General features: G+C 58.1%; 24 protein-coding genes. 14 read left to right on the forward strand and 10 right to left on the reverse strand.

Annotated features, from left to right (window positions below):
* Positions 1 to 7 precede the first annotated feature (7 nt).
* The 3 genes from PUV47_RS15395 to PUV47_RS15405 are packed head-to-tail and all read right to left on the reverse strand — an operon-like array spanning position 8 to position 2,424.
* The gene (locus tag PUV47_RS15395; protein ID WP_274219469.1) at positions 8 to 250 is read right to left on the reverse strand and encodes a DUF4170 domain-containing protein; all 243 of its coding nucleotides are present in this window, start codon (positions 248 to 250) and stop codon (positions 8 to 10) included.
* A 52-nt stretch (positions 251 to 302) separates the two neighbouring features.
* The gene (locus PUV47_RS15400; protein ID WP_274219470.1) at positions 303 to 1,094 is read right to left on the reverse strand and encodes a 3'(2'),5'-bisphosphate nucleotidase CysQ; all 792 of its coding nucleotides are present in this window, start codon (positions 1,092 to 1,094) and stop codon (positions 303 to 305) included.
* Positions 1,081 to 2,424 carry a TldD/PmbA family protein gene (locus tag PUV47_RS15405; RefSeq protein WP_274219471.1) on the reverse strand — a complete coding sequence of 448 codons (1,344 nt, stop codon included), beginning with the start codon at positions 2,422 to 2,424 and terminating at the stop codon, positions 1,081 to 1,083. The genes PUV47_RS15400 and PUV47_RS15405 overlap by 14 nt, the downstream gene beginning before the upstream one ends.
* A 312-nt stretch (positions 2,425 to 2,736) precedes the next feature.
* Between PUV47_RS15405 and PUV47_RS15410 the strand changes: the two genes are divergently transcribed.
* On the forward strand, positions 2,737 to 3,315 hold the full coding sequence (locus PUV47_RS15410; RefSeq protein ID WP_274219472.1) for a DUF6101 family protein: 579 nt from the start codon (positions 2,737 to 2,739) through the stop codon (positions 3,313 to 3,315).
* On the opposite strand, the gene ubiA is transcribed toward PUV47_RS15410, so the two are convergent.
* Together ubiA and PUV47_RS15420 are read right to left on the reverse strand one after the other, a co-directional pair.
* The gene (gene ubiA / locus PUV47_RS15415; protein ID WP_274219473.1) at positions 3,312 to 4,253 is read right to left on the reverse strand and encodes a 4-hydroxybenzoate octaprenyltransferase; all 942 of its coding nucleotides are present in this window, start codon (positions 4,251 to 4,253) and stop codon (positions 3,312 to 3,314) included. The genes PUV47_RS15410 and ubiA overlap by 4 nt on opposite strands.
* Positions 4,254 to 4,399: 146 nt before the next feature.
* Complete coding sequence (locus tag PUV47_RS15420) at positions 4,400 to 4,882, reverse strand: hypothetical protein (RefSeq protein WP_274219474.1); 483 nt, start codon at positions 4,880 to 4,882, stop codon at positions 4,400 to 4,402.
* Between the two features lie 121 nt (positions 4,883 to 5,003).
* Here PUV47_RS15420 and purD point away from each other — a divergent pair, with 121 nt between their 5' ends.
* Complete coding sequence (gene purD, locus PUV47_RS15425) at positions 5,004 to 6,284, forward strand: phosphoribosylamine--glycine ligase (RefSeq protein WP_274219475.1); 1,281 nt, start codon at positions 5,004 to 5,006, stop codon at positions 6,282 to 6,284.
* A 59-nt stretch (positions 6,285 to 6,343) separates the two neighbouring features.
* On the opposite strand, the gene PUV47_RS15430 is transcribed toward purD, so the two are convergent.
* Complete coding sequence (locus PUV47_RS15430; RefSeq protein ID WP_274219476.1) at positions 6,344 to 7,075, reverse strand: alpha/beta hydrolase family protein; 732 nt, start codon at positions 7,073 to 7,075, stop codon at positions 6,344 to 6,346.
* Positions 7,072 to 7,602: a TetR/AcrR family transcriptional regulator gene (locus tag PUV47_RS15435; protein WP_274219477.1), complete on the reverse strand. Its 531-nt coding sequence runs from the start codon at positions 7,600 to 7,602 to the stop codon at positions 7,072 to 7,074. Before PUV47_RS15435 ends, PUV47_RS15430 begins: the two co-directional genes overlap by 4 nt.
* 75 nt (positions 7,603 to 7,677) lie before the next feature.
* Between PUV47_RS15435 and PUV47_RS15440 the strand changes: the two genes are divergently transcribed.
* From PUV47_RS15440 to PUV47_RS15460, 5 genes are all read left to right on the forward strand, one after another.
* Positions 7,678 to 8,745 (forward strand): alcohol dehydrogenase family protein, encoded by a 1,068-nt coding sequence (locus tag PUV47_RS15440; RefSeq protein WP_274219478.1) that lies wholly within the window; start codon positions 7,678 to 7,680, stop codon positions 8,743 to 8,745.
* 1,982 nt (positions 8,746 to 10,727) lie between these two features.
* Positions 10,728 to 11,579: a patatin-like phospholipase family protein gene (locus PUV47_RS15445; RefSeq protein WP_274219479.1), complete on the forward strand. Its 852-nt coding sequence runs from the start codon at positions 10,728 to 10,730 to the stop codon at positions 11,577 to 11,579.
* Between the two features lie 24 nt (positions 11,580 to 11,603).
* Positions 11,604 to 12,368 (forward strand): formate dehydrogenase accessory sulfurtransferase FdhD, encoded by a 765-nt coding sequence (gene fdhD, locus PUV47_RS15450; protein WP_274219480.1) that lies wholly within the window; start codon positions 11,604 to 11,606, stop codon positions 12,366 to 12,368.
* 31 nt (positions 12,369 to 12,399) lie between these two features.
* Positions 12,400 to 14,691 (forward strand): FdhF/YdeP family oxidoreductase, encoded by a 2,292-nt coding sequence (locus PUV47_RS15455; protein ID WP_274219481.1) that lies wholly within the window; start codon positions 12,400 to 12,402, stop codon positions 14,689 to 14,691.
* Positions 14,692 to 14,693: 2 nt separating this feature from the next.
* A complete protein-coding gene (locus tag PUV47_RS15460) occupies positions 14,694 to 14,987 on the forward strand; it encodes a hypothetical protein (RefSeq protein WP_274219482.1) in 294 nt (97 codons plus the stop codon).
* On the opposite strand, the gene PUV47_RS15465 is transcribed toward PUV47_RS15460, so the two are convergent.
* Positions 14,984 to 15,244, reverse strand: a complete 261-nt coding sequence (locus tag PUV47_RS15465; RefSeq protein ID WP_274219483.1) for a hypothetical protein — start codon at positions 15,242 to 15,244, stop codon at positions 14,984 to 14,986. The two genes, PUV47_RS15460 and PUV47_RS15465, sit on opposite strands and share 4 nt — an antisense overlap.
* A gap of 134 nt (positions 15,245 to 15,378) precedes the next feature.
* A complete protein-coding gene (locus PUV47_RS15470) occupies positions 15,379 to 15,837 on the reverse strand; it encodes a nucleoside deaminase (RefSeq protein ID WP_413697785.1) in 459 nt (152 codons plus the stop codon).
* Between the two features lie 252 nt (positions 15,838 to 16,089).
* Here PUV47_RS15470 and PUV47_RS15475 point away from each other — a divergent pair, with 252 nt between their 5' ends.
* The 7 genes from PUV47_RS15475 to PUV47_RS15505 all read left to right on the forward strand — a co-directional run bounded on the left by PUV47_RS15475 (position 16,090) and on the right by PUV47_RS15505 (position 24,346).
* Entirely contained in the window at positions 16,090 to 18,042 is a 1,953-nt protein-coding gene (locus tag PUV47_RS15475; protein WP_274219484.1) for a pseudouridine synthase, read from the forward strand.
* Positions 18,043 to 18,045: 3 nt separating this feature from the next.
* Positions 18,046 to 18,603, forward strand: a complete 558-nt coding sequence (gene rsmD / locus PUV47_RS15480) for a 16S rRNA (guanine(966)-N(2))-methyltransferase RsmD (RefSeq protein WP_274219485.1) — start codon at positions 18,046 to 18,048, stop codon at positions 18,601 to 18,603.
* A gap of 377 nt (positions 18,604 to 18,980) precedes the next feature.
* A complete protein-coding gene (locus tag PUV47_RS15485; RefSeq protein ID WP_274219486.1) occupies positions 18,981 to 20,288 on the forward strand; it encodes a porin in 1,308 nt (435 codons plus the stop codon).
* An 829-nt stretch (positions 20,289 to 21,117) separates the two neighbouring features.
* Complete coding sequence (locus tag PUV47_RS15490; protein WP_274219487.1) at positions 21,118 to 22,443, forward strand: porin; 1,326 nt, start codon at positions 21,118 to 21,120, stop codon at positions 22,441 to 22,443.
* 608 nt (positions 22,444 to 23,051) lie between these two features.
* A complete protein-coding gene (locus PUV47_RS15495; RefSeq protein ID WP_274219488.1) occupies positions 23,052 to 23,354 on the forward strand; it encodes an antibiotic biosynthesis monooxygenase family protein in 303 nt (100 codons plus the stop codon).
* Position 23,355: 1 nt separating this feature from the next.
* On the forward strand, positions 23,356 to 24,045 hold the full coding sequence (locus PUV47_RS15500; RefSeq protein ID WP_274219489.1) for a helix-turn-helix transcriptional regulator: 690 nt from the start codon (positions 23,356 to 23,358) through the stop codon (positions 24,043 to 24,045).
* The gene (locus PUV47_RS15505) at positions 24,035 to 24,346 is read left to right on the forward strand and encodes a DUF1905 domain-containing protein (protein ID WP_274219490.1); all 312 of its coding nucleotides are present in this window, start codon (positions 24,035 to 24,037) and stop codon (positions 24,344 to 24,346) included. Before PUV47_RS15500 ends, PUV47_RS15505 begins: the two co-directional genes overlap by 11 nt.
* Here PUV47_RS15505 and mutL read toward each other — a convergent pair whose 3' ends face one another.
* The gene (gene mutL / locus PUV47_RS15510; RefSeq protein ID WP_274219491.1) at positions 24,347 to 26,293 is read right to left on the reverse strand and encodes a DNA mismatch repair endonuclease MutL; all 1,947 of its coding nucleotides are present in this window, start codon (positions 26,291 to 26,293) and stop codon (positions 24,347 to 24,349) included.
* Between the last annotated feature and the right edge of the window lie 112 nt (positions 26,294 to 26,405).

Below are 26,405 nucleotides of genomic sequence, written 5' to 3' on the forward strand. Positions count from 1 at the left end.
CCGGCGCTTATTTACCCTCGTTTTGCGGATCGAGCAAACGGTGCATGTGGACGATAAAGTACCGCATGTGGGCATTGTCCACGGTGCTTTGTGCCTTTGCCTTCCAGGCAACGTGAGCTTCAGCGTAGTTTGGGAAGATGCCTACAATGTCCAGATCATTCAAATCGCGGAAGTGAATTTCGCTTGGATCGTCCAGCTCACCACCGAATACCAGATGCAGAAGCTGTGTAGTGTTTTCTTGCCCAGTCATGTTTCTCTCCAACACCAAGTTGCGCAGTTATGTCGAAAATTAAGTGACCCTACTAATGCGTAGTAGCCATTACCTGAAGCTTATTAAACAGTCCGCGCGCAGATGCCACTAAAGCCGGGTGTTTTGTGGTCGATTTGTTGTAGAGAAGCGCATTTCCGTTCATATCCACCAGCTGTCCACCGGCTTCCGTAAGGATACGATCGGCTGCAGCCAGATCCCAGTCCCGCGCTCGAGCCCGTGCAGTGCCTGCATCCAGCCGTCCAGCGGCGACCATGGCGAATCTGTAGGCCAGAGATCGGATGTACGGGGCGTAGATCAGGCCAGAGGCTTTGGCTTCCTCAGAATCCAGCAAGGTCTTCGGCCCGGCCACCTTGGCCCCTTCCAGACTGCCGAGATTTGAGGCCTTGATCTTGTCACCGTTCAGGAACGCCCCGCCACCGGTCACGGCGGTGATCAGCTCATCGCGCACCGGACAGTAAATGACACCAACGCTGGGACGCTGGTTTTCCACCACGGCAAGGGACAGACACCACTCGGTTTGTCCGCCCAAAAAGGCGCCCGTTCCGTCGATAGGGTCCACCACGAAGATGCGTGCATGGTCTAGGCGACTGAGGTCGTCCTCGGTCTCCTCTGAAAGCCAGCCATAGTCCGGGCGTGCATCGCGCAACTCGCGAGACAGGAACTGGTCCACTTCAATGTCCGCCACGCTCACAGGGCTATCTCCCGCCTTCAGCCAGCTGCGCGGGTTGTTGCCAAAGTACTTGAGAGCGATTTTGCCTCCTTCTCGGGCGCAATCGACAAGAAGCTCAAGATCCTCGAGGTTTTCGTTATCAGCTTCCTGCAATCGTCAGTCCTTCAATGGCTACGGAGGGGGTTGCAACGGCGTAGCGATCATCCAGATCGCTGGCAGGTGTCAGGTTCAGGAACATGTCCTTCATGTTGCCTGCAATGGTGATTTCGCTCACCGGATAGAGCAGCTCACCGTTTTCGAACCAGAACCCGGAGGCCCCGCGTGAGTAATCACCGGTAATGCCATTAGCACCATGACCAATCAGGTCTGTGACAAGAAGGCCCGTACCGATCTCTTTCATCATTTCTTCTGGTGTCTTGGTCCCGGGAGCAAGCGTCAGGTTGGTCGCACCCGGTGATGTGGTGGAGCCGGAACGGCGTGCGCGGCCGTTGGGCGTCAGTCCCAGTTCCTTTGCGGCGGCTCCATCCAGCAACCACGTCTGCAACACACCGTCAATGATCAGCTCCAGCTTCTGAGCGCCCGTTCCTTCCGCATCAAAGGGCATGGTTGCCCCGCCCCGCGGCTTGTGCGGATCATCGGTGATCTTGATGGTTGTGCCAAACACCTGTTCGCCCATGCGGTCTTTCAGAAAGCTTGTTCCACGGGCAATGCTTGCACCATTAATGGCACCGGCAAAGTGTCCCAGCAGGGAGCGTGCCGTGCGCGGCTCATAGATAACGGGCACTTGGGTGGTGTTTATCTTTCTTGGGTTCAGGCGACGAACCGCCCGCTCTCCCGCAATTTTGCCCACGTCTTTCGGGTCGGTAAGCTCATCCCAGTAGGTGCGGGAATCGAACTCGTAGTCGCGCTCCATCGCCGTGCCATCCCCCGCCACTGCGGTCATGGAAAAGCTGGTGCGAGAGCGTTCATAAGCGCCGAGGAAACCATGGCTGGTGGCCAGCACAAGGCCAGAGGTGCCCCAGCCAGCGCCCGCTCCGCCAGACTTGGTCACGCCATCGACGGCAAGGCCAGCGGCTTCGGCTTCAAGCGCCAGTTCGGTCAACTCCTGCGCTGTGACTTCGCGCGGGTCTTTCAAATCAAGCTGAGGGATGTCTTTGAGCAGCCGGTCTGCATCGGCCAGACTGGTGTAGGGGTCTTCAGGCACCACCTTGGCCATTGCCACGGCGCGTTCTGCCAGTCCTTTAGGGTCTGCGATGCCATTGCTGGAGACGCTGGCAACCTGCTTTCCAATGAAGACGCGCAGCGTGAAGTCTTCGCCTTCCGCACGGTCGGTGGATTCCACCTTGCCTTCCCGCACCTGAACACCGAGGGAGGAGCCGGTCACAGCCACGGCGTCGGCAGCATCTGCTCCTGCTTTCATGGCAGCTTCCACAAGTTGCAGGGCGTGCTCTTCCAGTTGCGTTTTGGCTTTTACGTCAGTCATCAGTCATCGGCCTCCATCACTCGTCATTGGTGTTTAGGCTGCATTTTCCAAGCGGGCAAGTTTGAAGCGCGAATATTTCCGTCCCGCTTGACGACAGCGTCAACAGACTGGGGATGCGCACATGCCCGTCCCTGTTCGTCTCACTTCGGTCACCATTTGCTAACCCTCTTCAAAGACACGGAAATTTAACCGTGTTTCTTAAGCAGATGCCTAACAAGCCCCCGTAAACTGAACCCCATAACCAGCCCGCACTAAGAATAAACAGACGGGCAAATCAAACAGGGCAGTGTCGTGGGGCGTCACCATCATTCGATGGAAGCATCAGCGCCAGGGTTTGTTTCAATTGCAAATCCTGGCCAGCTTCCAATCTCATTTACGGCAACGGTAGAACCGATCGAGAGCTGCATCCGTGTCAGCGCTACAGTTGGTGTTACCATCAGCCGAGAGCAAGTCGAAATCACCGAATTTATTGGGTCGGTTCTTGTGCGCCGGTCCTACCCCACCACCGCCTTTGACGGGGTGGCCGTTGTGCTGCGGTCTGATGAAGCGCAGCTGGCGGGCCGCCCGCGCATGGTTCTGGAGTTGCGCCACCCCCGTCCGGGTCTGCGCGTTCCTCTGTTCGAAGCCAATGATCTGGCAGATATCGTGGCCGAATGGCAGCTTTGGGCCAAGGCGCTGGCCCTGCCCTTGCTGCTGGTGGATGAGGACACGGGTCTGAGCAAGGTGGCCAATGCCCCCCAGAGCCTTTATCGGCGCAAGCCTTTGCCGCGCCGCAAGACCCGCGGACACACCAAGAACCGTCCACGGTTCCTTGTGGGCCGCCAGCCGGGCGACCTCACCCGCATGAAGCCCGTCAGCAGCTTTCAGGTGGCACCGCTGGAGCCCTCCTAGATCCAGAGATCAAGCAAAAGACCGATAAACAGCAGCCAGCCATATTGGGTGTTGGACTTGAACAGGCGCAGGCACTCATCGGGGTTGTCGATGTCAAGCGCTTTCATCTGCCAGCCCAGATGCGCCGCACCTGCGAGAAGGCCAACGTAGCTGATCCAGCCCATGCCAGCGATGTAAAACGCAAGGGCGAACAGCACCGTTGCCCCGCCATACAGCAGCACGAGCGCGAGCTTGGTCTTTTCACCGAACAGCCGCGCAGTGGAGCGCACACCAACCAGTGCGTCGTCCTCCTTGTCCTGATGGGCGTAGATGGTGTCATACCCGATGGTCCATAAAATGCCACCTGCATACACAAGGAACGGCGCGGCACTCAACGAGCCCATTGTGGCAGACCACCCGACCAACGCCCCCCATGAGAACGCAAGGCCCAGGAACAACTGTGGCCAGTCGGTCACGCGCTTCATGAACGGATATAGCGCCACAACCAGCAGGGAGCTTGCACCCAAGACAATGGTGAAGGTGTTGAACTGAAGCAGAACCACCAGCCCTACCAGCGCCTGAACCACCAGAAACAGGAGGGCTTGCTTGGGCGTGACCTGACCGGCCGGGATGGGACGGGAACGGGTGCGTTCCACCTTGTCGTCAATGTCCCGGTCCACCAGATCGTTATAGGTACAGCCCGCCCCGCGCATGGCCACTGCGCCCGCCCAGAACAGGAAGATGTACCAGAAGTTCGGCATGGTCTGGCCAGACGCCACCGTTGCCATGGACAAGGACCACAGGCATGGCCAGAGCAATAACCACCAGCCGATTGGGCGCTCCCAGCGGGCAAGGCGCGCATAGGGACGCAAATACGCTGGCAGCGTGGTGTCCACCCAATGGCGTTTCACCGCATCTGCCACTGGTCCGGTGTCTTTCGTGCCAAAGATGTTGAACATCCCAAGGTCCCCGTGCTGGTCCGTAAAGCAAAATCGTATCTGGGACACGTTTTCGTGCCCCAGACCGCTGCCGTCAAGCGGGGCTTGTGGGTGTTTTCAACAATGCCCCGTGTTTATCGCAGAGCCCGCCACGCTTCGGGCTCGCTTCAAAGGCGTACCTTGAAGTCGCGGTTGCCCCTCAGCGGCTTGCGCATCACCAATGGTTCGGAAGGGGAATAGTCGCGCTGATCCATGACCTGATGCTTGTCTGCCTCACCGCTGCGCACTTCCAAGACCATCTGGTGAATGTCCAGCGTTTGCAGATCGTCCTCAATCTGCGCCAACAGGGTGGCCCAGGCCAGCAACGCTTCCTCTCGCGCTGTTACCTCCAGATAATCGAAGACGGCGATCCGGCCCTGAACCGCCACCGACAACAAGAATCCGCAGACCGCAAAGCCACAAGCCACCCCATCGCGGGTGAGCAACCACGCCTGCCCTTCTGAGGCGTCCACCAGCAGAACCCTAAGGGTGGCAATCTGTTCCTCGTCCATATCAATGCGGCCCAGTGCTGCCTGTTCACGAACAAAAGCGAGGAACTGTTGCTGGTTGAAGGGCGATACGCTGTGCGCCTCGAACGGAGAGAGCGGCATTCTACAAGATCCTTCGGGTTGTCGCGTTTACGAGCCGCAGCAAACCTGCTACAGGCTCCTGCATAAAAAGACGGATCGGGACACCACCTGTCCCACACTCAAAATTCAGGGTTACACCACCATGAACGTCCTTCTCATCGGCTCTGGCGGCCGTGAACACGCTCTGGCTTGGGCGCTTTCCAAGTCTCCTGTTCTCAACAAGCTCTATCTTGCGCCGGGTAACGCAGGGACCACCGAGATCGCTGAGAACGTGACGCTGGACGTAACCGACCACAAGGCGGTGGTGGAGTTCTGCGAAGAACATGGCATCACTTTTGTCGTGGTCGGCCCGGAAGTGCCCCTGGTTGACGGCATCGCAGACACGCTGGAAGCAAACAACATCCGCACGTTTGGCCCATCCAAGGCTGCTGCCCGCCTTGAAGGTTCAAAAGCCTTCACCAAGGAAATGTGCATGCGCGCCGGCGTTCCCACTGCCGCTTACGGGCGCTTTGTGAAGGCCGATGAGGCCAAGGCATACGTGGTCAAACAAGGTGCGCCAATCGTCATCAAGGCAGATGGCCTTGCTGCTGGCAAGGGCGTCACCATTGCCATGGATGAAGCCACAGCGCTTGCTGCCATCGACGAGTGCTTTGACGGCACCTTTGGCGAAGCAGGCGCGGAAGTGGTGATCGAGGAGTTCCTTGAAGGAGAAGAAGCCAGCTTCTTCGTGCTTTCTGATGGAGACAACGCCCTTCCGCTTCCCACCGCGCAGGACCACAAGCGCGCCTTCGACAATGACGAAGGCCCGAACACGGGCGGCATGGGGGCCTATTCACCAGCACCCGTCATGACCGAAGAGATGGTTGAGCGCGTCATGCGCGAGATCATCAAGCCAACCATTGCCGACATGAAGGCGCAAGGGTGCCCGTTCAAGGGCGTACTCTACGCCGGGCTCATGATCACAAAGGACGGACCGAAGCTCATTGAGTACAACGTGCGCTTTGGCGATCCTGAGTGTCAGGTTCTGATGATGCGTCTCAAGGGCGATGTGCTGCCCCTTCTTCTCGCCTGTTCGGAAGGCATTCTGGACGATCTGGAAACCAACTGGACCGACGAGCCCGCCATCACCGTTGTTATGGCAGCCAAGGGCTATCCGGGCAGCTATGAGCGCGGCAGCGTGATTGAAGGGCTTGAAGAAGCGTCTAGCGATCCAGATGTAGAAATCTTTCATGCTGGCACCAAGCTCATCAACGGTGCCATCACGGCCTCAGGTGGCCGGGTTCTGAACATCACCGCCCGTGGCAAGACCGTGTCCGAGGCTCAGGCAAAGGCCTATGCCGCCATTGACAAGATCAAGTGGCCAGAGGGCTTTAACCGCACCGACATTGGCTGGCGGGCCATTGAACGTGAGCAGCAAAGCTAAGGCTTTTCAAGACCTGAAGAAATTCCTTTCAGCCCCGCCAAGAGCGGGGCTGATTTGCATCAGAGCCCCAGATACGCGCCCACTTCCTTGGCAAGGCGGGTGCTGAAAGCGCCGCGATTGGGGTAGCTGTCGCGCACATATGGAGGCGGCGCATCCATGAAGGTAAAGTGCCCTGCTCCTTCCACGATGCGCAGGTCCACCGGCACCCTTGGAACCAGAAGGTCGCGAATCCGCTCTGCCTGATCCACACCGGTCACTTCATCTTCGGTTCCTGCCCACGTCTGGATGGGCACCGACACCTGATCCAAGGCCCCCGGTATCCCAAAGAAGTCCGTTGGTGGGGTCATGAGCACCAGTCGCTCAAAGTCCAGCGTGCGCCTCAACACCACTTTGTCGCCCGAGGAAAGCATGGCATGGGCACCAGAAAGCAACAGCAAGATTGTTGTGCCAATGGAGTGCCCGACGCCGACCAGAGGCAGGTTGGTGTCACAAAGCTTTGACAGAGCGTCTCGGATGATTTCAGCCCGCTCGCGCAGGTCATGGTCGCTGGGTACAGGCGACACCATCAGGTCAAAATGCGGAGCCAGTACGATAGCGCCCTTGCCCGCCAGCGCTGTCAGCAAGGGCCGGTGCCGTTCAGGATCACCGCCGCGCCCGGCAGCGAAGATTACCAGACGTTTCGGGGTTTGCGGCTCCAGCACCATCACTTCCCACGCTTCACTGCAAGAGGTGATTGACACCGTCTTGCTGCTGACTTCCTGCGCCATGCGCATCCCCAGTTCTATGTTCAAGCTGCCTCTTTCACGTTGAGCATCAACGCCAGCAGTCTTTTGGCAGCCGCAGCCGCGCTTTTTCCGTGCAGGCCCCACGCTTGCAGGAGCCCCTCGTGAATTACCGCAATTTCTTCATGTGACGTTGGCAGGTCCAGCTTCTCGGCAAGGATCCCGGTCACCTCACGTTTGTGAGTCTCAAGAAGCCGTCGCAATTTCACATTATCTGGATGGGCCGCGACAGCACCATGAAAAAGGCAGCCGTTTCTTGCTTCCTCACACATCCATTGTGCAATTCTATCGATAAGCGGATCGAGCGCCGCTTCAGGCGAGCCTGGCAGGTCTTGCGTCAGCAGCGCCAGATAGCGTTGATGGCGAAACTCCAGTGCGCCCAACACCATGTCTTCTCGGGATGGGAAATACTTGTAGAGCGTGCGCAAGCTCACGCCGGAGGCTGCTTTCAGGTCATCCACGCCCGGCTCGGCAAAGCCGTGTTGCACAAAGGCCTGCTCCAGTCCGCGCGCGATTTTTATCTGTGTCTCGTTCATGGTTGACAACAGTAGAACGATTGCTCTACCCCTTTCAAGTAGAACGATCGTTTTACGAACGCAAAGGAGGTTCCTGTGACTGTTCCGAGCACAATGAAGGGTATGGTGTTAACGGGCCACGGCGGCTTTGAGGCGTTGGAATGGCGGGAGGATTTGCCGGTTCCCACCCCCAAGGCCGATGAGGTGCTCATCAAGGTCGGGGCTGCTTCTGTCAACAACACCGACATCAACACCCGCGTGGGCTGGTACTCCAAGGCCGTTCGCGGCACCACGGAAAGCACCGCCTCTGGCGCTGACGGGTCTGACTTCGAGGATGGCGGATGGTCCGGCAAGCCTCTGGAATTTCCCCGCATTCAGGGGGCTGACTGCTGCGGCACCATTGTTGCAGTCGGCTCAAACGTCGATGCATCCCGCGTTGGCGAACGTGTGCTGGTGCGCCCGATGCAGACCTTCAATGCCGCCCGCCTTGGCGTGCCCCTTATCACTTTTGGCTCTGAATACGACGGCGGATTTGCCGAGTATGCCGCGGCGCCCTCCCACGATGTCTTGAAGGTTTCATCCGCGCTCTCTGATCTGGAGTTGGCGTCTTTTCCTTGCGCCTATTCCACTGCTGAGGGCATGATGCAGAAGGCTAATGTGGGTGCAGAGCGCGTTTTGATCACCGGGGCTTCTGGCGGAGTGGGGTCTGCTGGCATTCAGTTGGCCAAGCGCCGGGGGGCTCATGTCACCGCGCTCTCCAAACTGGCAAAGGCGGAAGACCTGAAAGCTCTTGGTGCTGACGCGGTTCTGGACCGGGATGGCGCTTACCCAAAACATGCGTTCGACGTGGTGGTCGATCTGGTGGCAGGCCCGCGCTGGCCGGAGCTCATTGATACGTTGGTCAGTGGGGGCCGCTACGTGGCGTCCGGGGCCATTGCGGGCCCAATCGTTGAGCTGGACGTGCGGACATTGTACCTGCAAGACCTCACGCTGATGGGGAGCACCCGGCAGCCGGACAAGGTTTTTGAGGATCTGGTGCGCTATATTGAAAATGGCGAGATCAAGCCACTCATCGCCGCCAGATACCCGTTGAAAGACCTGATTGAGGCGCAAAAGGCGTTCCTCGCCAAGGGCTATATCGGCAAAATCGGCATTGAGGTGTAAACGGCTTAGCCCCCTCCCGTGTCATCCCGGACAAGAGGAGCGCATGTGAGGCGCTGAGTTGGAACCGCTCCAACCCTCCCCTCCCGCGTCATCCCGGACAAGTCGAGCGCAGGTGAGACGCTGATCCGGGATCCAGCGCAAGGCCCGTGAGCACTTGCGAACGCAAAACCCCAAGCACCCCGACTGACCGACAAGCCCGACTGGATCCCGCATCAAGTGCGGGATGACAGCGGTGGTGTGTGGAGAGTGGTGTGTGCGGAAGGACAATGGGAGTGTGTGGTGAGCGCGGTGGGCCTTATGGGCACGGTGGGGTCGTGGGCATTGTCGCGCAGAGAGTGTGACCGGTATCATGGACGCAGGGTTCGCGGGTGTTGATGCGCAGGGTGGGCAAACCGCTCCCGGCCCACATTCTCGCGTCATCCCGGACAAGTCGAGCGCACGCGAGACGCTGATCCGGGATCCAGCGCACAGAGGGTGAGCACTTGCGAACGCAAAACCCCAAGCGCCCCGACTGACCGACAAGCCCGACTGGATCCCGCATCAAGTGCGGGATGACAGCGGTGGTGAGTGGTCAGCGCGGGATAACAGTGGGAGTGTGTGGTCAGCGCGGTGGGCCTTGTGGGTGCAGGGTCTCATGGGCGCAGGATTCACGGGCACGGTGGGGTCATAGGCGTTGATGCGCAGAGTGTGGCCGGTCTTATGGACGCGGGTCATCAGCGTTGACGCACCAAGTCGGCAAACCGCGCCACCCCTCCCCTCTCGCGTCATCCCGGACAAGTCGAACGCACGTGAGACGCAGATCCGGGATCCAGCGCAAGGCGCGTGAGCACTTGCGAACATAGAACCTCATGCGCCCCGACTGGCCGACAAGTCCGACTGGATCCCGCATCAAGTGCGGGATGACAGCGGTGGTGAGTGGTCAGCGCGGGATGACAGTGGGAGTGTGCGGTGAGTGCGGAAGGACAATGGGAGTGTGTGGTGAGTGAGGTGGACCTTCTTTGCGCGGTGTCTCCTGGGTGCCGGGTTCACGGGCACGGTGTGGTCATGGGCGTTGGTGCGCAGAGAGTGTGACCGGTCTTATGGGCGCGGGTCATCAGCATTGACGTGCAGAGTTGGCAATCCGCTCCCGCCCCACATTCCCGCGTCATCCCGGACAAGTCGAGCGCAGCGAGACGCTGATCCGGGATCCAGCGCAAGGGGCGTGAGCACTTGCGAACGCAAAACCTCAAGCACTGAGTTCTGACCGAAATGCCCGACTGGATCCCGCATCAAGTGCGGGATGACAGTGGTGGAATGGTGCAACGCTCAGACAAAGACCAATGAGTTCCGAACAGAAGCGCAGTGCCAGCACCATAACCCTTTACTCGGAACTGCGAAGCTCAACAGCCTAACCTTTCCCTCTACCGTCATCCCGGACAAGTCGAGCGAACGCGAGACGCTGATCCGGGATCCAGCGCAAAGAGGGTGAGCACTTGCGAACACAGAACCCCAAGCACCCCGTCTGACCGACAAGCCCGACTGGATCCCGCATCAAGTGCGGGATGACAGTGGTGATGTGTGGTGAGTGCGGGAGGACAGAGAGAGGGTGTGGTGAGTGAGGTGGACCTTCTGTGCGCGGTGTCTCCTGGGTGCCGGGTTCACGGGCGCGGTGGGGTCATGGGCGTTGGTGCGCAGAGTGCTGCGGGCCTTATGGGCGCGGGTCATCAGCATTGACGAACCAAGTCGGCAAACCGCGCCACCCCTCCCCTCCACCGTCATCCCGGACAAGTCGAACGCACGTGAGACGCAGATCCGGGATCCAGCGCAAAGAGGGTGAGCACTTGCGAACGCAAAACCCCAAGCACTGAGTTCTGACCGACAGTGTCAGCGCAGGCCTTGCGTTTCAAACCCTGTTGCTCGACCATTTATGCGTTTGGCAGCGGGCGTTTCGTTGCTTATGCTGGAGATAGTTTTAAATCAACGAGATGGCAGCGGAAAATCGAATGTCTCAACCTCGTATTGGTGTTGCTCTTGGTGGGGGCGGGGCCCGTGGTCTCTCACACATTCCTGTGCTTCAGGCGCTGGATGATCTGGGCCTGAAGCCACATGCCATGTCCGGCACCTCGATTGGTGCGCTGATTGGCACCGGCTATGCGGGCGGCATGTCCGGCGACGATATCCACGCGCTGGTGCAGCGGGTTTTTGGCGAGCGCAATGCACTCATGTCCAAACTTTGGGCGCTGCGACCCAAGAAGATCTCCGAAATGTTTTCCGGCAGCGGACTGATGCAGTTCAACACCCAGAAGGTTCTCGAAATCTTCACGGAGGGTGCGCTTCCCGAAAGCCTTGAAGAGTGCCCCATTCCCATGTCCGTGATCACGGCAGACTATTACAACTCCAGCGAGTTGATCATTCGCGCCGGGCCTGCCAAGCGGGCCGTGGCTGCCAGTATCGCCATTCCTTATGTGTTCAAACCGGTGGACTGGGAGGGACGCGTTCTGATTGATGGCGGGGTCGTGAACCCGTTGCCGTTCGACGTCTTGCCGGAAACCTGCGATGTGGTGGTGGCGGTGGATGTGGTGGGCAGGCCAATCCGCCGTGAGGACCGCTCCATGCCCAAGGGCACCGAGTCCATGTTTGGCGCCATGCAGATCCTCATGCAGTCCATCACACTTGGAAAGCTGCAGGTCCGCCACCCTGACATTCTTGTGCGTCCAGACATTGAACGGTTTCAGGTCATGGACTTCTTGAAATCGGACGAGATTTTGTCCGCCAGCGCGCCGGTTCGGGAGGACGTGAAGCGCAAGCTGGATCATGTGATTGAGAGCAAACTGAACAGATCCATCGGGCATTGATCCGATACTTATTCGGGGGGGCTTATGACAGGACATCACGTCCACACGCCTGAGGAGGCCAAGGCCTGCGGGCTGACGCTGGCACCGGAAGCGCCGGTCGCCTTCACCTTGAACGGGGAAGGCTTTGCGGTCTTGATGGCCACACCGCAGGACCTTGAAGACTTTGCCATCGGCTTTGCCGTCAGCGAAGGTATTTTGCCCAGCGCGGCTGATCTTGCCGCCGTGCATCTGCAGGCCCATGACGCGCTCGGCTTTACCGTCGATTTGCAAATCGACGATGATCGCTTCTTCGAGGCGTTGCGCCGTCGCCGCATGCTCACCGGCACCGCTGGGTGCGGGCTGTGTGGGGTGGACAGCCTGTCTGCTGCCATGCGTCCCCTCACCCCGCTTCAAGGCACGGATCAGCCGGAAGATGACCGCATTCAGGAAGCGCTGCGCACGCTCACCGAGCGCCAGCACCTGTCCGACACCTATGGCGGCGGTCTTCATGCGGCAGTGGCAGCCCTTGCCAATGGCGAGTATGCGGTGCGGGAGGATATTGGCCGCCACAATGCGTTGGACAAGGCTTTGGGCGCGGGCCTCAAGACCGGCGTGGCCATAGACTTCGTGATGACCACAAGCAGGTGCAGTGCGGACCTCGTGCAGAAAACGGTCACCTGCGGCGTGCCCAGCCTTGTTGTGATGGCAAGCCCCAGCGACCTTGCGGTCAAGCTGTCGGAGAACGCCAATCTCAACCTTTTGTCGTGCCAGCGTGGACACGGCATCATCTGCTATACTCAAGCAAAATAGCATCAAAGAAGAACAAGCGGGAGGGAACTACATGGCCGATGAGCGGGATCTGAACACCTACAAAGGCCCCGCCGGAGGGTGGGGCGCTCTGAAAAGCGTAGGGCAATCCATCCTGCGGGAAACCGGTGTGGTTTCGGGTGTAAAGACCATGCTCAAGGCCAATCAGCCTGATGGGTTTGATTGCCCCGGTTGCGCCTGGGGGGATCCGGAGCACGGCTCGTCCTTCGAGTTCTGCGAGAACGGGGTGAAGGCGGTCACATGGGAGGCCACGTCCAAGCGGGCAACGCCTGAGCTGTTTGCCCGGCACACCCTTTCTGAGCTGCTGACCTACTCGGATTTCGATCTGGAAAATCAGGGGCGGCTTACAACGCCCCTGCGCTACAACCGTGATACCGACCGCTTTGAGGCGGTGAGCTGGGAAGAGGCCTTTGCGGACATCGGCCGGCAGCTGAAGGCGCTCGCCTCCCCCAATGAGGCGCTGTTTTATACCTCCGGCCGCGCCAGCAACGAAGCGGCCTATCTGTATCAGCTGTTTGGCCGGGTGTTTGGCACCAACAACTTCCCCGACTGCTCCAACCTGTGTCACGAGGCAAGCGGGGTTGCGCTCACGAAGGCCATTGGCGTTGGCAAGGGCACCGTCAAGCTGGAAGACTTTGAGCAGGCGCAGGCCATCTTCGTCTTCGGTCAGAACCCGGGCACCAACCATCCGCGCATGCTGGCCGCGCTGAAAGATGCTGCCAAGCGCGGGGCCAAGGTGGTGTCGTTCAATCCGCTGAAGGAGCGCGGGCTGGAGAAGTTCGCCGACCCGCAAGACAAGGCGCAGATGATCGCCCGCGGTTCCACGCCCATTGCCAGCCACTTCTTTGCACCTAAGCTTGGCGGCGACATGGCGGCGGTGCGCGGCATTGCCAAGGCCGTGTTTGCGCTGGATTACGAGCGTGTGCGCGGCGGCGGGGCGCTGGACCGCGCCTTCCTTGAGGCCCATACCACGGGCCTTGAAGACTATGAGAAAACTCTAGAAGAAACCTCTTGGGCCGAGCTTGAAGACCAATCGGGCCTCACCCGTGAACAGATGGAACAGGCGGCAGTCATCTACGTCCAGTCAGACCGCACCATCATCACCTGGGCCATGGGCATTACCCAGCACAAGCACTCCGTTGACACCATTCGCGAGATTGCCAACCTCCTGCTGCTGCGCGGCAACATTGGCAAACCCGGCGCAGGGGCCTGTCCCGTCCGCGGGCATTCCAATGTGCAGGGCGACCGCACCATGGGCATCACCGAAAAGCCAAACGAGATGTTCCTGCAAGCTCTGGAGCGTTACTTCGGCTTCAAGGCACCGCGAGAGCATGGGGCCGACGCGGTTCAGGCCATCAAGATGATGAGGTCCGGCAAGGCCAAGGTCTTTGTCAGCCTTGGCGGGAACTTTGCCCGCGCAACCCCGGATACCCTGCTGGTGGAAGAGGCCTTGCGGGCCTGCACCCTCACCGTCAACATTGCAACCAAACTGAACCGCAGTCACCTGATGGTGGGCAAGAAGGCCTATGTGCTGCCCTGCCTTGGCCGCACAGAGTTTGACGAACAGGAAGGCGGGCGGCAGATCATCAGCGTGGAAGATTCCATGTCCATGGTGCATTCCTCAGGTGGCATCAATCCCCCTGCCTCACCGGACCTCAAGTCCGAGCCAGCCATTGTTGCGGGCATCGCCAAGGCAACCCTTGGCTCTGATCTGGTGAACTGGGATGAGATGATCGCCGACTACGACAAGATCCGCGACTGCATTTCCGCCACCATTCCCGGCTTCAAGAACTACAACACACGGGTGCGCGAGCCGCGCGGGTTTTATCTTGGCAACACGGCGGCGGAACACCGCTGGCTCACCTCCACAGGCAAGGCCGAGTTCTCCTCAGCGCCCTTACCGGAGGAAACTGTCTACCAACAGACCCGCAAGGCCAAAGGCAACGCCTTTGTGTTGCAGACCCTGCGCTCCCACGATCAGTACAACACCACCGTTTACAGCGCCAATGATCGCTATCGGGGCGTTACTGGCGAGCGGCTTGTTGTCTTCATGAACCCAAAGGACATGGAGCGTGCAGGCCTTGCGGAAGACGAGCGCGTGGACATGGAAACCATCAGCGAAGACGGGCGCAAGCGCGAGGCACGCGGCTTCAAGGTCGTGCCCTACGACATTCCCGAGGGATGTCTGGCCTCCTATTATCCGGAGACCAACGTTCTGGTGCCGCTCTATGCCACAGGTACGGCGTCAAACACCCCAACCTCCAAATCGATTCCGGTGGTTGTGCGCAAGGCTCAGGGGGGCTGAGGGTGACCCCAACTGCTGAAGAAATTGCCGCCCACCTGCCCCAACGCGTGGAAGCGCTCGGACACGCCCTGCCGGACTTGCCCCCACTTCATGTGGTCATTCTGGCACTAGCGGAACTGTTTGGCTCTCTGGATTCCGGGCGTCTTGCGCGGGATCTGGATGAGGCACACGCCCTCGTTCTCAGGGCCATAAACGAGCTTGAAGCCCTGGGATACCTAAAGGCAAGCCAGCAGGATGAGCGCTCGGCGAGAAAAACCATCGCACTCGCGGCACCCCTGCCGGCAGATGCCGGTTAAACGCCCACTAGAAACTTGGGTTCGCTGGCACCGCCGTGCTTCCTCATGCGCTCCACGGTTTCTTCCGACATGATGATCTCGTTCAACGCCGCCTGATCAGTGACGGTCATTGACAGGCCGACCTGGTTGCCGCCCGCTGGGTCGAGATAGCTGGAAATGTCGGTTGCCACGCTTTTGAAGCGCTCAACACGGGTGTCATGAGCCTCTACCCAGGCCTTGGGGTCTTCAGCCTGCATGGTCACAATCAGTTTCAACATGGTCTTTCCTCCGCGCTTGGTCCTGCGCGCACGGCACAGGGCACATGGAAATTGAAGCTGGCCAATCGTAACGCAACGGAGCTTAAACTCAACTCCACAATGCCGCTAGGGCGCACATTGGGTTGCGCGCAGGCTTAGCGCCGTCCCTCAAAGAAGCGCGTCAGTAACAGCGCGGCGTCCTGTTCCGCAAGGCCGCTGTAGACCTCCGGCGCATGGTGGCATGTGGCTTGTGTAAAGAATCGAGCCCCGTGATCGACCCCGCCGCCTTTCTCATCTGCGGCCCCATAGTACAAGCGGCGGATGCGGGCAAACGAGATGGCCCCGGCGCACATTGTACAGGGCTCCAACGTCACGTAGAGATCACAGCCTTCCAAGCGCTGAGACTCCAGCTTTGTGCCCGCTTCGCGAATGGCCAGCACCTCCGCGTGGGCGGTTGGGTCGTTGAGTTCCAGCGTGCGGTTTCCAGCGCGGGCAATCACCTCGCCATCCTTGACGATGACACAGCCTATGGGCACTTCACCACGCGCTTCTGCTGCGCGGGCTTCATCCAGGGCCAAATCCATGTAGCCGGAATATCGCGGGCTGTTCATCATGGCCGCAAGCTAGCCTGTGTTGAAACCGCTGTCATCAGACACAAATGTTGCAGAACCGCTTACCCCCGTGCATTTTTTGCTTAAATTTGGCCTGTGGCCTTGTGCAACAGTTGCCTTATTTCTTGCGTCTGCTATGACGCGGCGACCACAATTTAAATTCAGGGCACACAGAGCGCAAAGTGGCAGGTTTTATCCTCAGCCAGCGCGGACCCTCTTCGGCCACGGCGGCCAACATTCTAGACAGGCCAGAAAATGACCAAGCGCTTTGACAAGCCAAAAGACAAAGCCAATCGTAAGTCCGACAAACCAGCGGCAGCGAAAAAAGACAACAAGACGAAGGCTGGGAAGCCTGCGGAAACACCTGTAATTTCTGGAGAGCGTATCGCCAAGGCGATTGCGCGCGCTGGTCTGTGTTCCCGCCGTGAAGCAGAAACCTGGATTGAAGCCGGACGCGTCAGTGTCAACGGCACCACTCTGGAAACGCCTGCTTTTACCGTGACCTCCAAGGACAAGGTGCTGGTGGATGGCGAGCCTTTGCCAACCCGCGAGCGCACGCGCCTTTGGCTCTTCCACAAGCCACGCGGCACGGTGACCACCAACAGCGACCCAGAGGGCCGTCAGACCGTTTTTGACGTTCTGCCCAAGGACTTGCCACGGGTTGTGACCGTTGGACGCCTCGACATCAACACCGAAGGCCTTCTGCTGCTGACCAATGACGGCGGTCTGTCTCGTGTTATCGAACTGCCTCAGACCGGATGGCTGCGCCGTTACCGCGTGCGCGCATTCGGCAAGGTCACTCAGGAACAGCTTGATTCCATCAAGGATGGTGTGGCCATTGACGGCGTACTTTACGGTGCCATCGAAGCCACCCTCGACACCGTTCGCAAGGACAACGTCTGGCTGACACTGGGTCTGCGGGAAGGCAAAAACCGCGAGGTGAAAAAGATCCTCGAGCATCTCGGCCTCTCCGTGAACCGCCTGATCCGTATCTCCTTTGGTCCGTTCCAGCTCGGCGACATTGCCGAAGGTGAAGCGCGTGAAATTCGCGGCCGCGTTCTTCGTGATCAGTTGGGCGAGCGACTCATTTCCGAGGCAGATCTGGATTTCGATGCACCGATCATCCATCAGGCCGATCCGAACAAGGCACAGGACGACAAGTCGAAGCTGGCCAAGAAGAAAAAAGGCGGCACTGGCGGTGGCTGGATGTCCGCTAAAGAAGCAGAGGCCGCCCTTACTGCGCAAAAACGCAAGTCTGAGAAGAAAGCAGCCATGCGCTCCACCCCGGACACGTCCAACAGGGAAGACAATCCGTTTGGGCAGCGTAAGGGTGTATTCAAAGATCGCGCCGAAGGCGGGCGCTCTGAGCGCCATGAAGGTGGCGAACGCAGAGAAAGAAGCGAAGGACAGCGCTTTGAACGCCGCGACGGCGGAGAGCGCGGTGGCAGGTTCGAGCGCGGCCCACGTGATGACCGCCGCGACGGCGGGGGTCGTGGTGGCAGGTTTGAGCGTGGCGGACGTGATGACCGCCGCTCCGCGCCAAGCCGTTATGGCAGCAATGAGCGGGGCAGCGCCCCAGCCAAGCCGATGCGTGTCTGGTCTTCAGATGGTGCCGAAGCCGAGTACGTATCACCCAAGAAGGAACGTGACCGCCCGACTGATGAGCCGCGCAAGAACAACGAACGCCGTAGCGGTGTTCGCGCCCAGCGCGGGGGGTTCGATCGTTTGAGCCCAGTGGCTCGCAAAGCCGCAGAAAACGAGGAAGGAACGCAGGAGCGTCGCTCTTTCTCTTCTCCGGCAAGAAAGCGCGGCCCTTCCGGTGACGGACCTAAGACTTATGGCGACCGCGGTGACTCCAGACCACGTGGTCCAGGCGGCCCACGCGGATCTGGCAAGCCGTTTTCCGGAAACCGCTCCGAAGGAGCGCGTTTCGGTGAAGACCGTCCTCGTGGCTCCGGTCGCCCGCAAGGTGGAGATCGCCCTGACGCGCGCTCCGGCGGAGACCGTCCTGGCGGTGGACGGCCCGGAGGCAGTCGCCCCGGCGGCGCTCGTTCTGACGGCGGACGTCCGGGTGGCGCACGCTCTGACAAGCCTTCCTCTGGTCGCAGTGGCCCGGGCCGCTCAGGTCCTAACCGTTCTGGTCCCAATCGTTCTGGCCCGAACCGCTCTGGCCCGAACCGTTCTGGTCCGCCAAAAGGCAGGAGGTAAGCCTTGCGCGTAGTAGGGGGACGTTTCCGGGGCACGGCTCTTGCCACCCCGAAGACGCAGGAAACACGCCCAACAAGCGACCGCCTGCGTGAAACGATTTTCAACGTACTGGCTCATGCCTTTGACAATCCGGTTCAGGACGCCCGCGTTCTGGACCTTTATGCCGGCACGGGTGCTCTGGGCATTGAGGCCATGAGCCGCGGTGCCCGGTTTTGTACGTTTGTTGAAATGGGCGTTGAAGGACGGGGCCTGATACGCCGTAACGTTGAGGCGACCGGACTGATGGGTGCAACCAAGATCTTGCGCCGAGACGCTACCGATCTGGGCATTGTTGGCACCATGGAGCCATTCACTCTGGTCTTCATGGATCCGCCCTACCTTAAAGAGCTGGGCGAGGCCGCCTTGGCCAGCGCCATTCCTGGTGGCTGGCTGGCAAAAAACGCCATTATTGTTTGGGAGGAAGATGTGAAAGCAACACTCCTTCCCCCGGAAGGCTGCGAACTTCTGGACCAGCGCAAACAGGGCGACAGCCAGATAGCGATCTTGCGCTACAACGGCTGAGCCGCCTAATAAATCAGAGTGTTAGAAGCGCGCTGTGTGCACAGTGCGCTTTTTTCATAGCGATTCACAGCCCCCAAAATATAAAACACACCCTGACACTAGTTATTATCTACTATAACAATAATATTTATGAATTTTATACATATAACACCCAAAGTAGTTATTATATGTATTTCGCTAGTTTATGACACTAATGTAAATCATTGAAATTATTTCTTATCTTAATCACCCAAGAAGCTCTTTTATATTTACAAGACCCTCATCTCCGACAGAACTAAAGCTGTTTGCAGCGTGAGTAGCGCGCTCCTTGGGGCATGCCTCGCGTCGCTGAACCTTTGGTGAGTTCTGAACCTCACATTTGAGATCGGAGAATATAGATGCGCCATATTGCTTCAGGCGTCGCTGCGCTAGCTCTCGTTCCCATGAGCGCCCAAGCGGCAGACCTGCCTATTGCAGACCCTGTAGAGTATGTACAGATCTGTGATGCATACGGAACCGGCTACTTCTTCATTCCGGGCACTGAAACGTGCCTGCGTATCCGTGGCCGGGTTCGTGCAGAGTATCGCTTCAACAACTTCGGCGATGCACCGAATGACTGGGATCGCCGCAGCGAGAACGACACTTCCACCCGTGCCCGTGGGTATTTGCGCCTCGATGCGCGCACACAAACGGAGTACGGCATGCTGCGAACCTACATTGACATGTTCGCGACGGTGGATACGCCGGGTTTCGAGAGCGGCGACGGGACAGTTGTTGACCGTCCATCCAACGACGACGATGAAGGTTCATTCGGGTCTGAAGGCGATACCGAACTGGACCTCGACTACGCCTTTATTCAGTTTGGCGGCCTTACAGTGGGTAAAGCCCAGTCCTTCTATGATTTCTGGACGGGCTATACCTACGGTGCGATTACGGCGGTTGCCTATTCCGATGAGAAGCCATGGATTGCCGGGTACACAGCGGATTTTGGCAATGGCTTTTCCGCAAGCATCTCCGTTGAGGAACGCACCTACAGAGACCAGGACCTGTTTGTGGGCTCTTATCTGAATGAGGACCCGGACTACTCTCAAAACTATGGCGGCCATCGCTTCCCTGAACTGGTTGGTAACTTCCGGGTTGATCAAGGCTGGGGTAGCGCTCAGATCATGGGTGCCGTTCGCGAGGTTCGCTATCTTTCCTCCATTCCTGATGGCGAAGTCGGCTTTGCCATCGGCGGTGGTGTTGAGGTCAACATTCCTTACCTTGGCGAAAGCCAGGCAGCGCTGCAGGCAACCTATGCCGACGGGGCTCTTGGTTATGTACACAGTGACTGGGGTGGAGATGTTTTTGATGCCAGCTCCGTCTTCCCGACAGGCGGCGTCGGCTCGACGCTTCGCGGCGACGGTACGGGTGAAGGCTGGTCTGTTGCCGGGGGCATCATCACCGAGTGGAGCCCGCAGTTCTATTCCGCTCTGGAACTGTCTTACGCAGAAGCCGACAACAAGCTCTACTGGGATGTGGATCAGTTCGACATTCAAGGTGTGATCGGCTGGACCCCCGTCTCAGGTTTCGAAATTGGGACGGAAGTGGGCTATCGGAACATCGAGTACAGCAGCGCAACCGCTCCCAATGGCGTGGATCCAATTTCCTCGCCGCGAGATCAGGACATTTGGACCTGGCTCATTCGCGTACAGAGGGACTTCTAGTCGTCCCTCTGGTTAGTATTTGGCGCAAGAGAAGGGTCATGGCTTGCCGTGGCCCTTCTTTCTGTATCTCAGCCTTCATTTCAGAGCATGAGGGAGGGGCGAGCATTGACGCCTCTCCCGCCACAGCGCGCCAGAAGGCCCAGCGCATCCAAACACCGATGCCGCCTCAGAACGCCCTCCTGCGCCCCTTTGCGCTGAAACCCGCCCCGACAACGCTCGCAATGTCAGTTTCGTGCAAACCAACGCAAACCAACGCAGCGCATAACGCAGCGCATAACGCAGCCAACAGCGGTCACTTACCCCCCTTCGCCCCCTCTCCCACACCCAACTGGCATCGACAAAACAGAACTCACATCATTAGATTATTACTTACCATCTACTTTTGACTAGTTACTTTTTACATGAAGAATCAACGCCGACCGATTCACCGGAGCGACTCACCATCATCGAATGATTCTGAATTTTGGAGCTGAAGCTCTGCTGAGCAGGCCAAATCGGATGGGTGACCTACTCCCTACTGTTTTCATTTAATAACAACAGGTTAATGCAAACATGGGGCACCCCTAATCATCCTATTAGGTAGTATTTACAGTTTAGCCAAAAAACCGTTGCAGGAATGAAACAGCACCCCACTCAACATCACTTACCCTGCGTTATTTTTGGCGCGGTTATTGATGATTAAGAGCTCAAGTGCAATCAATTGGCGCAGGGAATTCGCGTATTACAATAAAAATATGGTTTGCTTAGGCAGCAATTCGGCAGCTCTAAGTATAACGTGATTTTTACCTAGTAAAAGGAGTGGGTAAGAACCCAAACCAGGAGTCGAATAATGCGCCAACTTACACTCACTACAGCTGCACTCGTCATGGGTGCCGTTCCGGCTTTTGCGGCGGATTTGCCCGTCGCTCCCGAGCCAATCGACTATGTCCAGATCTGTGATGCTTACGGAACTGGCTATTTCTTCATCCCGGGCACGGAAACATGTTTGCGTATCCGCGGTCGTGTTCGTGCGGAATATCGTTGGAATGACTTCGGTGACGAGCCCAATAACTGGGATCGCCGTACGGAGAACGATACTTCTACACGTGCTCGTGGTTACTTGCGTATGGATGCTCGCACTCAGACGGAATATGGTCTGCTTCGTGCTTACATTGATATGTTTGCAACCGTTGACACACCAGGCTTTACCGGGAACGACGATGACGTCGTTGACCGTCCATCCAATGACAACGCAGACGGTTCCTTTGGTTCCGAAGGCGACACGTCGCTCACTCTGGACTACGCGTTTGTTCAGTTTGGCGGCCTGACAGTTGGTAAAGCGAAGTCGTTCTTCGACTTCTGGACCGGTTATGCCTACGGTGCCATCACAACAGTTGCCTACTCCGATGAAAACCCATGGGTTGCCGGTTACACGGCAGACTTCGGAAACGGCTTCTCCGCATCTATCGCGGTTGAAGATCGCGCCTTCCGCGAGCAGGGTCTCTATGTGGGTTCCTACCTGTTCCCGCAGCCTGCAGGTGCTGACATCTACAGTCAGGGCTACGGTGGTCACCGCTGGCCTAGCTTCGTTGGTAACTTGCGGGTTGACCAAGGCTGGGGTAGCGCGCAGTTGATGGGTGCCGTACAGGAAATCCGCTACCTCTCGTCCGTTGCTGACGGTGAAGTGGGCTGGGCAATTGGTGCCGGTGTGGAGTTTGATCTCTCCGACTTCCTGTCTGGCTCCTTCTTCGCCTTGCAGGGTGCCTACGCTGACGGCGCACTGGGTTACATCCACAGTGACTGGGGCGGAACGGTGTTTGACGCTACGGACGTGTTCCCAACCGGGCTTGGTGGCGAATCTGACCGTCGTCGCGCTGATACGTCTGAGGGCTGGTCCATTGCAGGTGGTATCTTCACCGAGTGGACTCCAGAGTGGAACTCCGCACTGCAGCTTTCCTATGCTGAAGCTGACAACGCAAACTTCTACGACTTCGAGCAGTTCGACTTGAACGCGAAGATCGGTTGGACGCCGGTCAGCGGCTTCGAAATCGGTACGGAGCTTGGATATCGTAACGTTTCCTTCGATAACGCGGTATCTCCACGCGGATCTGACCTGGAAACACCGGATGACAACGACATCATTACAGTACTCATCCGAGTTCAAAGGGACTTCTGAGGCCACTTAGCAGAACCCGTCAGCCGCGCAGCAACCGTTGCGCGGCTGAAAACGTTTGTACCCTGAGGATGCCACTCGCTAGCGAAACCACTCGCCAGGGGTCTATTCTCAGCAGCTCCCTTCCCAGTTGCGCCTACCCGTCCACTTCGCCCCTTGATGCGCATATGAATCTCCTGTGTATCTGGATGCACGAGCGTGTGTTTTTCATGACTTTCCTCTCCCGCTTGCCCGCTCCTGGTAGGTTTAAACTCTGCGAAGAAGTCTGCTCGCTCTTTCCGCAAGGGGGATTAGTTTTTCGCGGGAACCGGCCACAACTCGGGGGCTACTGTTAAAGTGCAGGGAGCAACACCCGTGCACGCTGGCATTCAGGATGAGCCAGTTTCCTTATGGTAAACCATTGAGACTGAACTTCTCTCTGCGCTTTTCACAACCTGATTGCGTTCTTCCCGCATCCACGCCCCGCCGCTGGCATCGCTTCTTGTGCATCTCCGGTTCAACTGCCCTTCCCACGCAACGAAATCAGCGCACAGGAACAAGTCTACTGACAATACCTGTCAGTTGGGCCATGATAGGTCTTTGTCATCACCAGCCCAGCAGGAGGATTAGAGATGACAAAGCAGGCATTGGAAGTTGTTGAGTTCAAACTGAAAGAGGGGGCCAACCGAGATGCTTTTATGGCGGCAGCACACAAAACAGAAGCGTTCGTTCGCGGCCTTGATGGTTTTGTGAACCGCACGCTATCGTGTAGCGCGGATAACACTTGGCTGGATGTTGTTGAGTGGCGAGACATGGCTGCGGCAAAGGAAGCTGGAAAGAAGTTCATGGCCTCCGAACATGTGGTGGAATTCTGCTCTTTCATCGATATGGATAGCACCCGAATGCAGCACCTCAGCACGCACATGAAGATGTAGAATGCGCAAAGTTGATCGCCTTTTTGAAATCATTCAGCTTTTGCGCGGTCAACGCTTGCGAACAGCCGAGTTCATCGCCGGTGAGCTCGGCGTTTCTGTCCGTACGGTTTATCGAGACATTCAGGCGCTCATAGCCTCCGGCATTCCAATTGAAGGGGCAAGAGGCGTTGGCTACCTCATCCAGCAGCCCATTGAACTCCCACCCCTCCATTTTACGGCTTTGGAGCTGAAAGCTATAAAGCTTGGACTTGATATGGCACGCGCTGCTGCAGATGCCGAAATTGCCAAGGCTGCGCAGGAAGCTGCCATCAAGGTTGCCGATACCCTTCCCGCTTCCTCCGGCCGGCGACAATTGCCGCGGGCCGGCAGTGTCTATTTTCTCACCGCCGAGGAGACGAAAACAACGCTGCGGCTGCTTCGCAACGCCATCGAACGCAAAGAGTGTATAGAGGTCACATACTCTGATGCTGCGGGCGGTTTGACACAACGCCGGATCAGACCACTTGGGCTCGAATACTGGGGAAGCGTCTGGACCGTGACCGCATGGTGTGAGCTACGCGATGATTTTCGCGTGTTTCGCGTCGATCGCATCATGAACTCTACTGAAACAGGTGAGGTCTTCCGAGATGAAAAAGGTAAGACCTACCGAGACTACACTGCTTTGATGGAAGCCCGTTTACATGCTCGATGAGAAGTTCCATTTCACGGCACCTCTATGGATTGCCAGCACGCAGAAAGCCACTTGGCATTTCATCACCCTGCCGAAGGACCGTGCCGATCAAATAAGGTTCATGGCCGGGGATAACGCACGCGGCTGGGGCTCAGTCCCTGTGACAGTCACCATTGGCGGAACATCTTGGAAAACCTCAATCTTTCCCGACAAGAAGCAGGAAAGCTACATACTTCCCATCAAAGCCGAGGTCCGAAAAGTGGAAGGCATCACCACAGGTGACGAAGTGAGGGTCCACATTGCCCTGCATTTGGACGCTTGACTACGAGCGACCAAACAGCCGCTCGATGTCACTAAGCTTCAACTCAATCCAAGTGGGACGGCCATGGTTGCATTGCCCAGATTTTGGCGTGACCTCCATCTCGCGGAGCAAAGCGTCCATTTCTTCGGGACGCATTCGACGACCCGCGCGCACCGACCCATGACAGGCCATTGTGGCAGCCACCAAGTCCAGCTTCTCACGCAAGCGAGATGAGGCTTCCCATTCAGCAAAGTCGTCCGCCAAATCCTTGACCAAAGCCTTGATGTTAAGGCGCTTCAGCATGGCAGGCGTTTCGCGTACGGCGATGGCACCCGGTCCAAAGCGCTCAAGCACAAGGCCAACCTCTTCCAGTTCAGGTGCCCGCTCTTCCAGAAGGGAGACCTCATCTTCAGGCAGCTCGACAATTTCAGGAATGAGCAGCAGCTGGCGCGCCACAGCATCTTTGGCTAGGTCTGCTTTCAGGCGTTCATAGACGAGCCTCTCGTGGGCCGCATGCTGATCCACAATCACCAAGCCGTCTTTGGTCTGCGAAATGATATAGGTCTCATGCAGCTGGGCACGGGGGGCTCCAAGCGGGAAGGCTTCGCGGTCTACTGGCAATTCGTGCTCATTGGCCCGAGCATCTGCAGAGGGTTGGGTGACCGCGTCAAACCGGGCCTGCTCTTCCTGCAAACCCGGCGCAACCTGGGTGTTGCCGCCGTTCTCAACAGAGAAGAAAGAAGATTGCGTGCCCGCTGCCTCAGCTGGCATCACGTCTGCTGCGGGGCCGGACGCTGGCTCTGCAGGCCTGAAATCAGACTGCTGCCATGTGTAGTCGCGAGGGGCAAAGTTTTCCCGTGGAGGACGATAGGTACTGGCCCCGGAATGAGAGCGCATGGATGCGGTACCCGCACCGCCGCCCATGGGACGAATGGCATCAACAGCTGACTGGGTGTTGGCCGAAGACGCACGGTGTCCAGAGGCCAGAAACGCATGGCGTAATGCGCCCACCAGAAGACCACGCACCAGCTGACCATCCCGAAAACGTACATCTGCCTTCGCTGGATGCACGTTCACATCAACATGGTGAGGGTCGAGGTCAATATTGAGCACAACAACGGGATGACGGTCACGTGCGAGCACATCCGAATAGCCCGCTCGCAATGCCCCGAGCAACAACTTGTCTCGCACAGGACGCCCATTCACAAAGAAGAACTGATGCTGCGCGTTGGCTCGGTGAAAGGTGGGCAGGCCTGCAAACCCGTAGAGATGCACACCCTCGCGTTCGGCGTCAATTTCCAGCGCGTTCTTGGTAAAGTCTGCGCCTAGAATCTGCCCGATCCGCGCAAGGTGCGCGTTTTCACCCTGACAGGCTGGATATTCAACGGCCCGGCGGTCTGGCCCGGCCAAAGAGAACCGAATGCCGGGATTGGCAAGCGCCACTCGCTTGACTACCTCCGTTATGGCCATGGCCTCAGCACGATCAGTCTTCAGGAACTTCAGGCGAGCTGGGACGGAAAAGAACAGGTCTTTCACTTCAACCCGCGTTCCCTGATTCAGCGCTGCAGGCGTCACCTCGCTGTTTTTGCCGCCGTTCACCTCAATCTTCCAGCCATGCGGCTCACTTTGATGCCGGGTGGAAATCTCAAGTTTGGCCACGGAGCCTATGGAGGGCAACGCCTCTCCCCTGAACCCCATGGTCTTGATCAGCATGAGATCGTCTTCCGGCAGCTTTGAGGTGCAGTGACGCTGAACGGCAAGTGAGAGATCTTCCTGCGTCATACCGGAACCGTTATCGGTGATCCGCATAAGGCTCTTGCCCCCCGCAGCGGTAACCACCTCGATACGGGTTGCGCCCGCATCGACCGCGTTTTCAACCAGCTCCTTGATCACGCTGGCAGGGCGCTCGATCACCTCCCCTGCAGCAATTTTATTGATCACAGTATCACTGAGCTGTCTAACGGCCATTCTCACTCCGGATGCTTCACTTGGGTTCGCTGCGGGCTGGACATTAGCTTGTGTCTCGGTTACCGCAGGTGTGCTGTTGCTCAAAACTCCCGGGCTGACCATTCGGGCAAGG

The sequence above is a fragment of the Pseudovibrio exalbescens genome (assembly GCF_028737195.1).
GTDB lineage: Bacteria > Pseudomonadota > Alphaproteobacteria > Rhizobiales > Stappiaceae > Pseudovibrio > Pseudovibrio zosterae.

Excerpts from the sequence above, each read along its gene's own strand:
- PUV47_RS15395 (WP_274219469.1), bottom strand. The coding sequence starts at position 250 with ATGACTGGGCAAGAAAACACTACACAGCTTCTGCATCTGGTATTCGGT.
- PUV47_RS15405 (WP_274219471.1), bottom strand. The coding sequence starts at position 2,424 with ATGACTGACGTAAAAGCCAAAACGCAACTGGAAGAGCACGCCCTGCAA.
- PUV47_RS15410 (WP_274219472.1), top strand. The coding sequence starts at position 2,737 with ATGGAAGCATCAGCGCCAGGGTTTGTTTCAATTGCAAATCCTGGCCAG.
- ubiA (WP_274219473.1), bottom strand. The coding sequence starts at position 4,253 with ATGTTCAACATCTTTGGCACGAAAGACACCGGACCAGTGGCAGATGCG.
- PUV47_RS15420 (WP_274219474.1), bottom strand. The coding sequence starts at position 4,882 with ATGCCGCTCTCTCCGTTCGAGGCGCACAGCGTATCGCCCTTCAACCAG.
- purD (WP_274219475.1), top strand. The coding sequence starts at position 5,004 with ATGAACGTCCTTCTCATCGGCTCTGGCGGCCGTGAACACGCTCTGGCT.
- PUV47_RS15435 (WP_274219477.1), bottom strand. The coding sequence starts at position 7,602 with ATGAACGAGACACAGATAAAAATCGCGCGCGGACTGGAGCAGGCCTTT.
- PUV47_RS15445 (WP_274219479.1), top strand. The coding sequence starts at position 10,728 with ATGTCTCAACCTCGTATTGGTGTTGCTCTTGGTGGGGGCGGGGCCCGT.
- fdhD (WP_274219480.1), top strand. The coding sequence starts at position 11,604 with ATGACAGGACATCACGTCCACACGCCTGAGGAGGCCAAGGCCTGCGGG.
- PUV47_RS15455 (WP_274219481.1), top strand. The coding sequence starts at position 12,400 with ATGGCCGATGAGCGGGATCTGAACACCTACAAAGGCCCCGCCGGAGGG.
- PUV47_RS15465 (WP_274219483.1), bottom strand. The coding sequence starts at position 15,244 with ATGTTGAAACTGATTGTGACCATGCAGGCTGAAGACCCCAAGGCCTGG.
- PUV47_RS15470 (WP_413697785.1), bottom strand. The coding sequence starts at position 15,837 with ATGATGAACAGCCCGCGATATTCCGGCTACATGGATTTGGCCCTGGAT.
- PUV47_RS15475 (WP_274219484.1), top strand. The coding sequence starts at position 16,090 with ATGACCAAGCGCTTTGACAAGCCAAAAGACAAAGCCAATCGTAAGTCC.
- PUV47_RS15485 (WP_274219486.1), top strand. The coding sequence starts at position 18,981 with ATGCGCCATATTGCTTCAGGCGTCGCTGCGCTAGCTCTCGTTCCCATG.
- PUV47_RS15490 (WP_274219487.1), top strand. The coding sequence starts at position 21,118 with ATGCGCCAACTTACACTCACTACAGCTGCACTCGTCATGGGTGCCGTT.
- PUV47_RS15495 (WP_274219488.1), top strand. The coding sequence starts at position 23,052 with ATGACAAAGCAGGCATTGGAAGTTGTTGAGTTCAAACTGAAAGAGGGG.
- PUV47_RS15500 (WP_274219489.1), top strand. The coding sequence starts at position 23,356 with ATGCGCAAAGTTGATCGCCTTTTTGAAATCATTCAGCTTTTGCGCGGT.
- PUV47_RS15505 (WP_274219490.1), top strand. The coding sequence starts at position 24,035 with ATGCTCGATGAGAAGTTCCATTTCACGGCACCTCTATGGATTGCCAGC.
- mutL (WP_274219491.1), bottom strand. The coding sequence starts at position 26,293 with ATGGCCGTTAGACAGCTCAGTGATACTGTGATCAATAAAATTGCTGCA.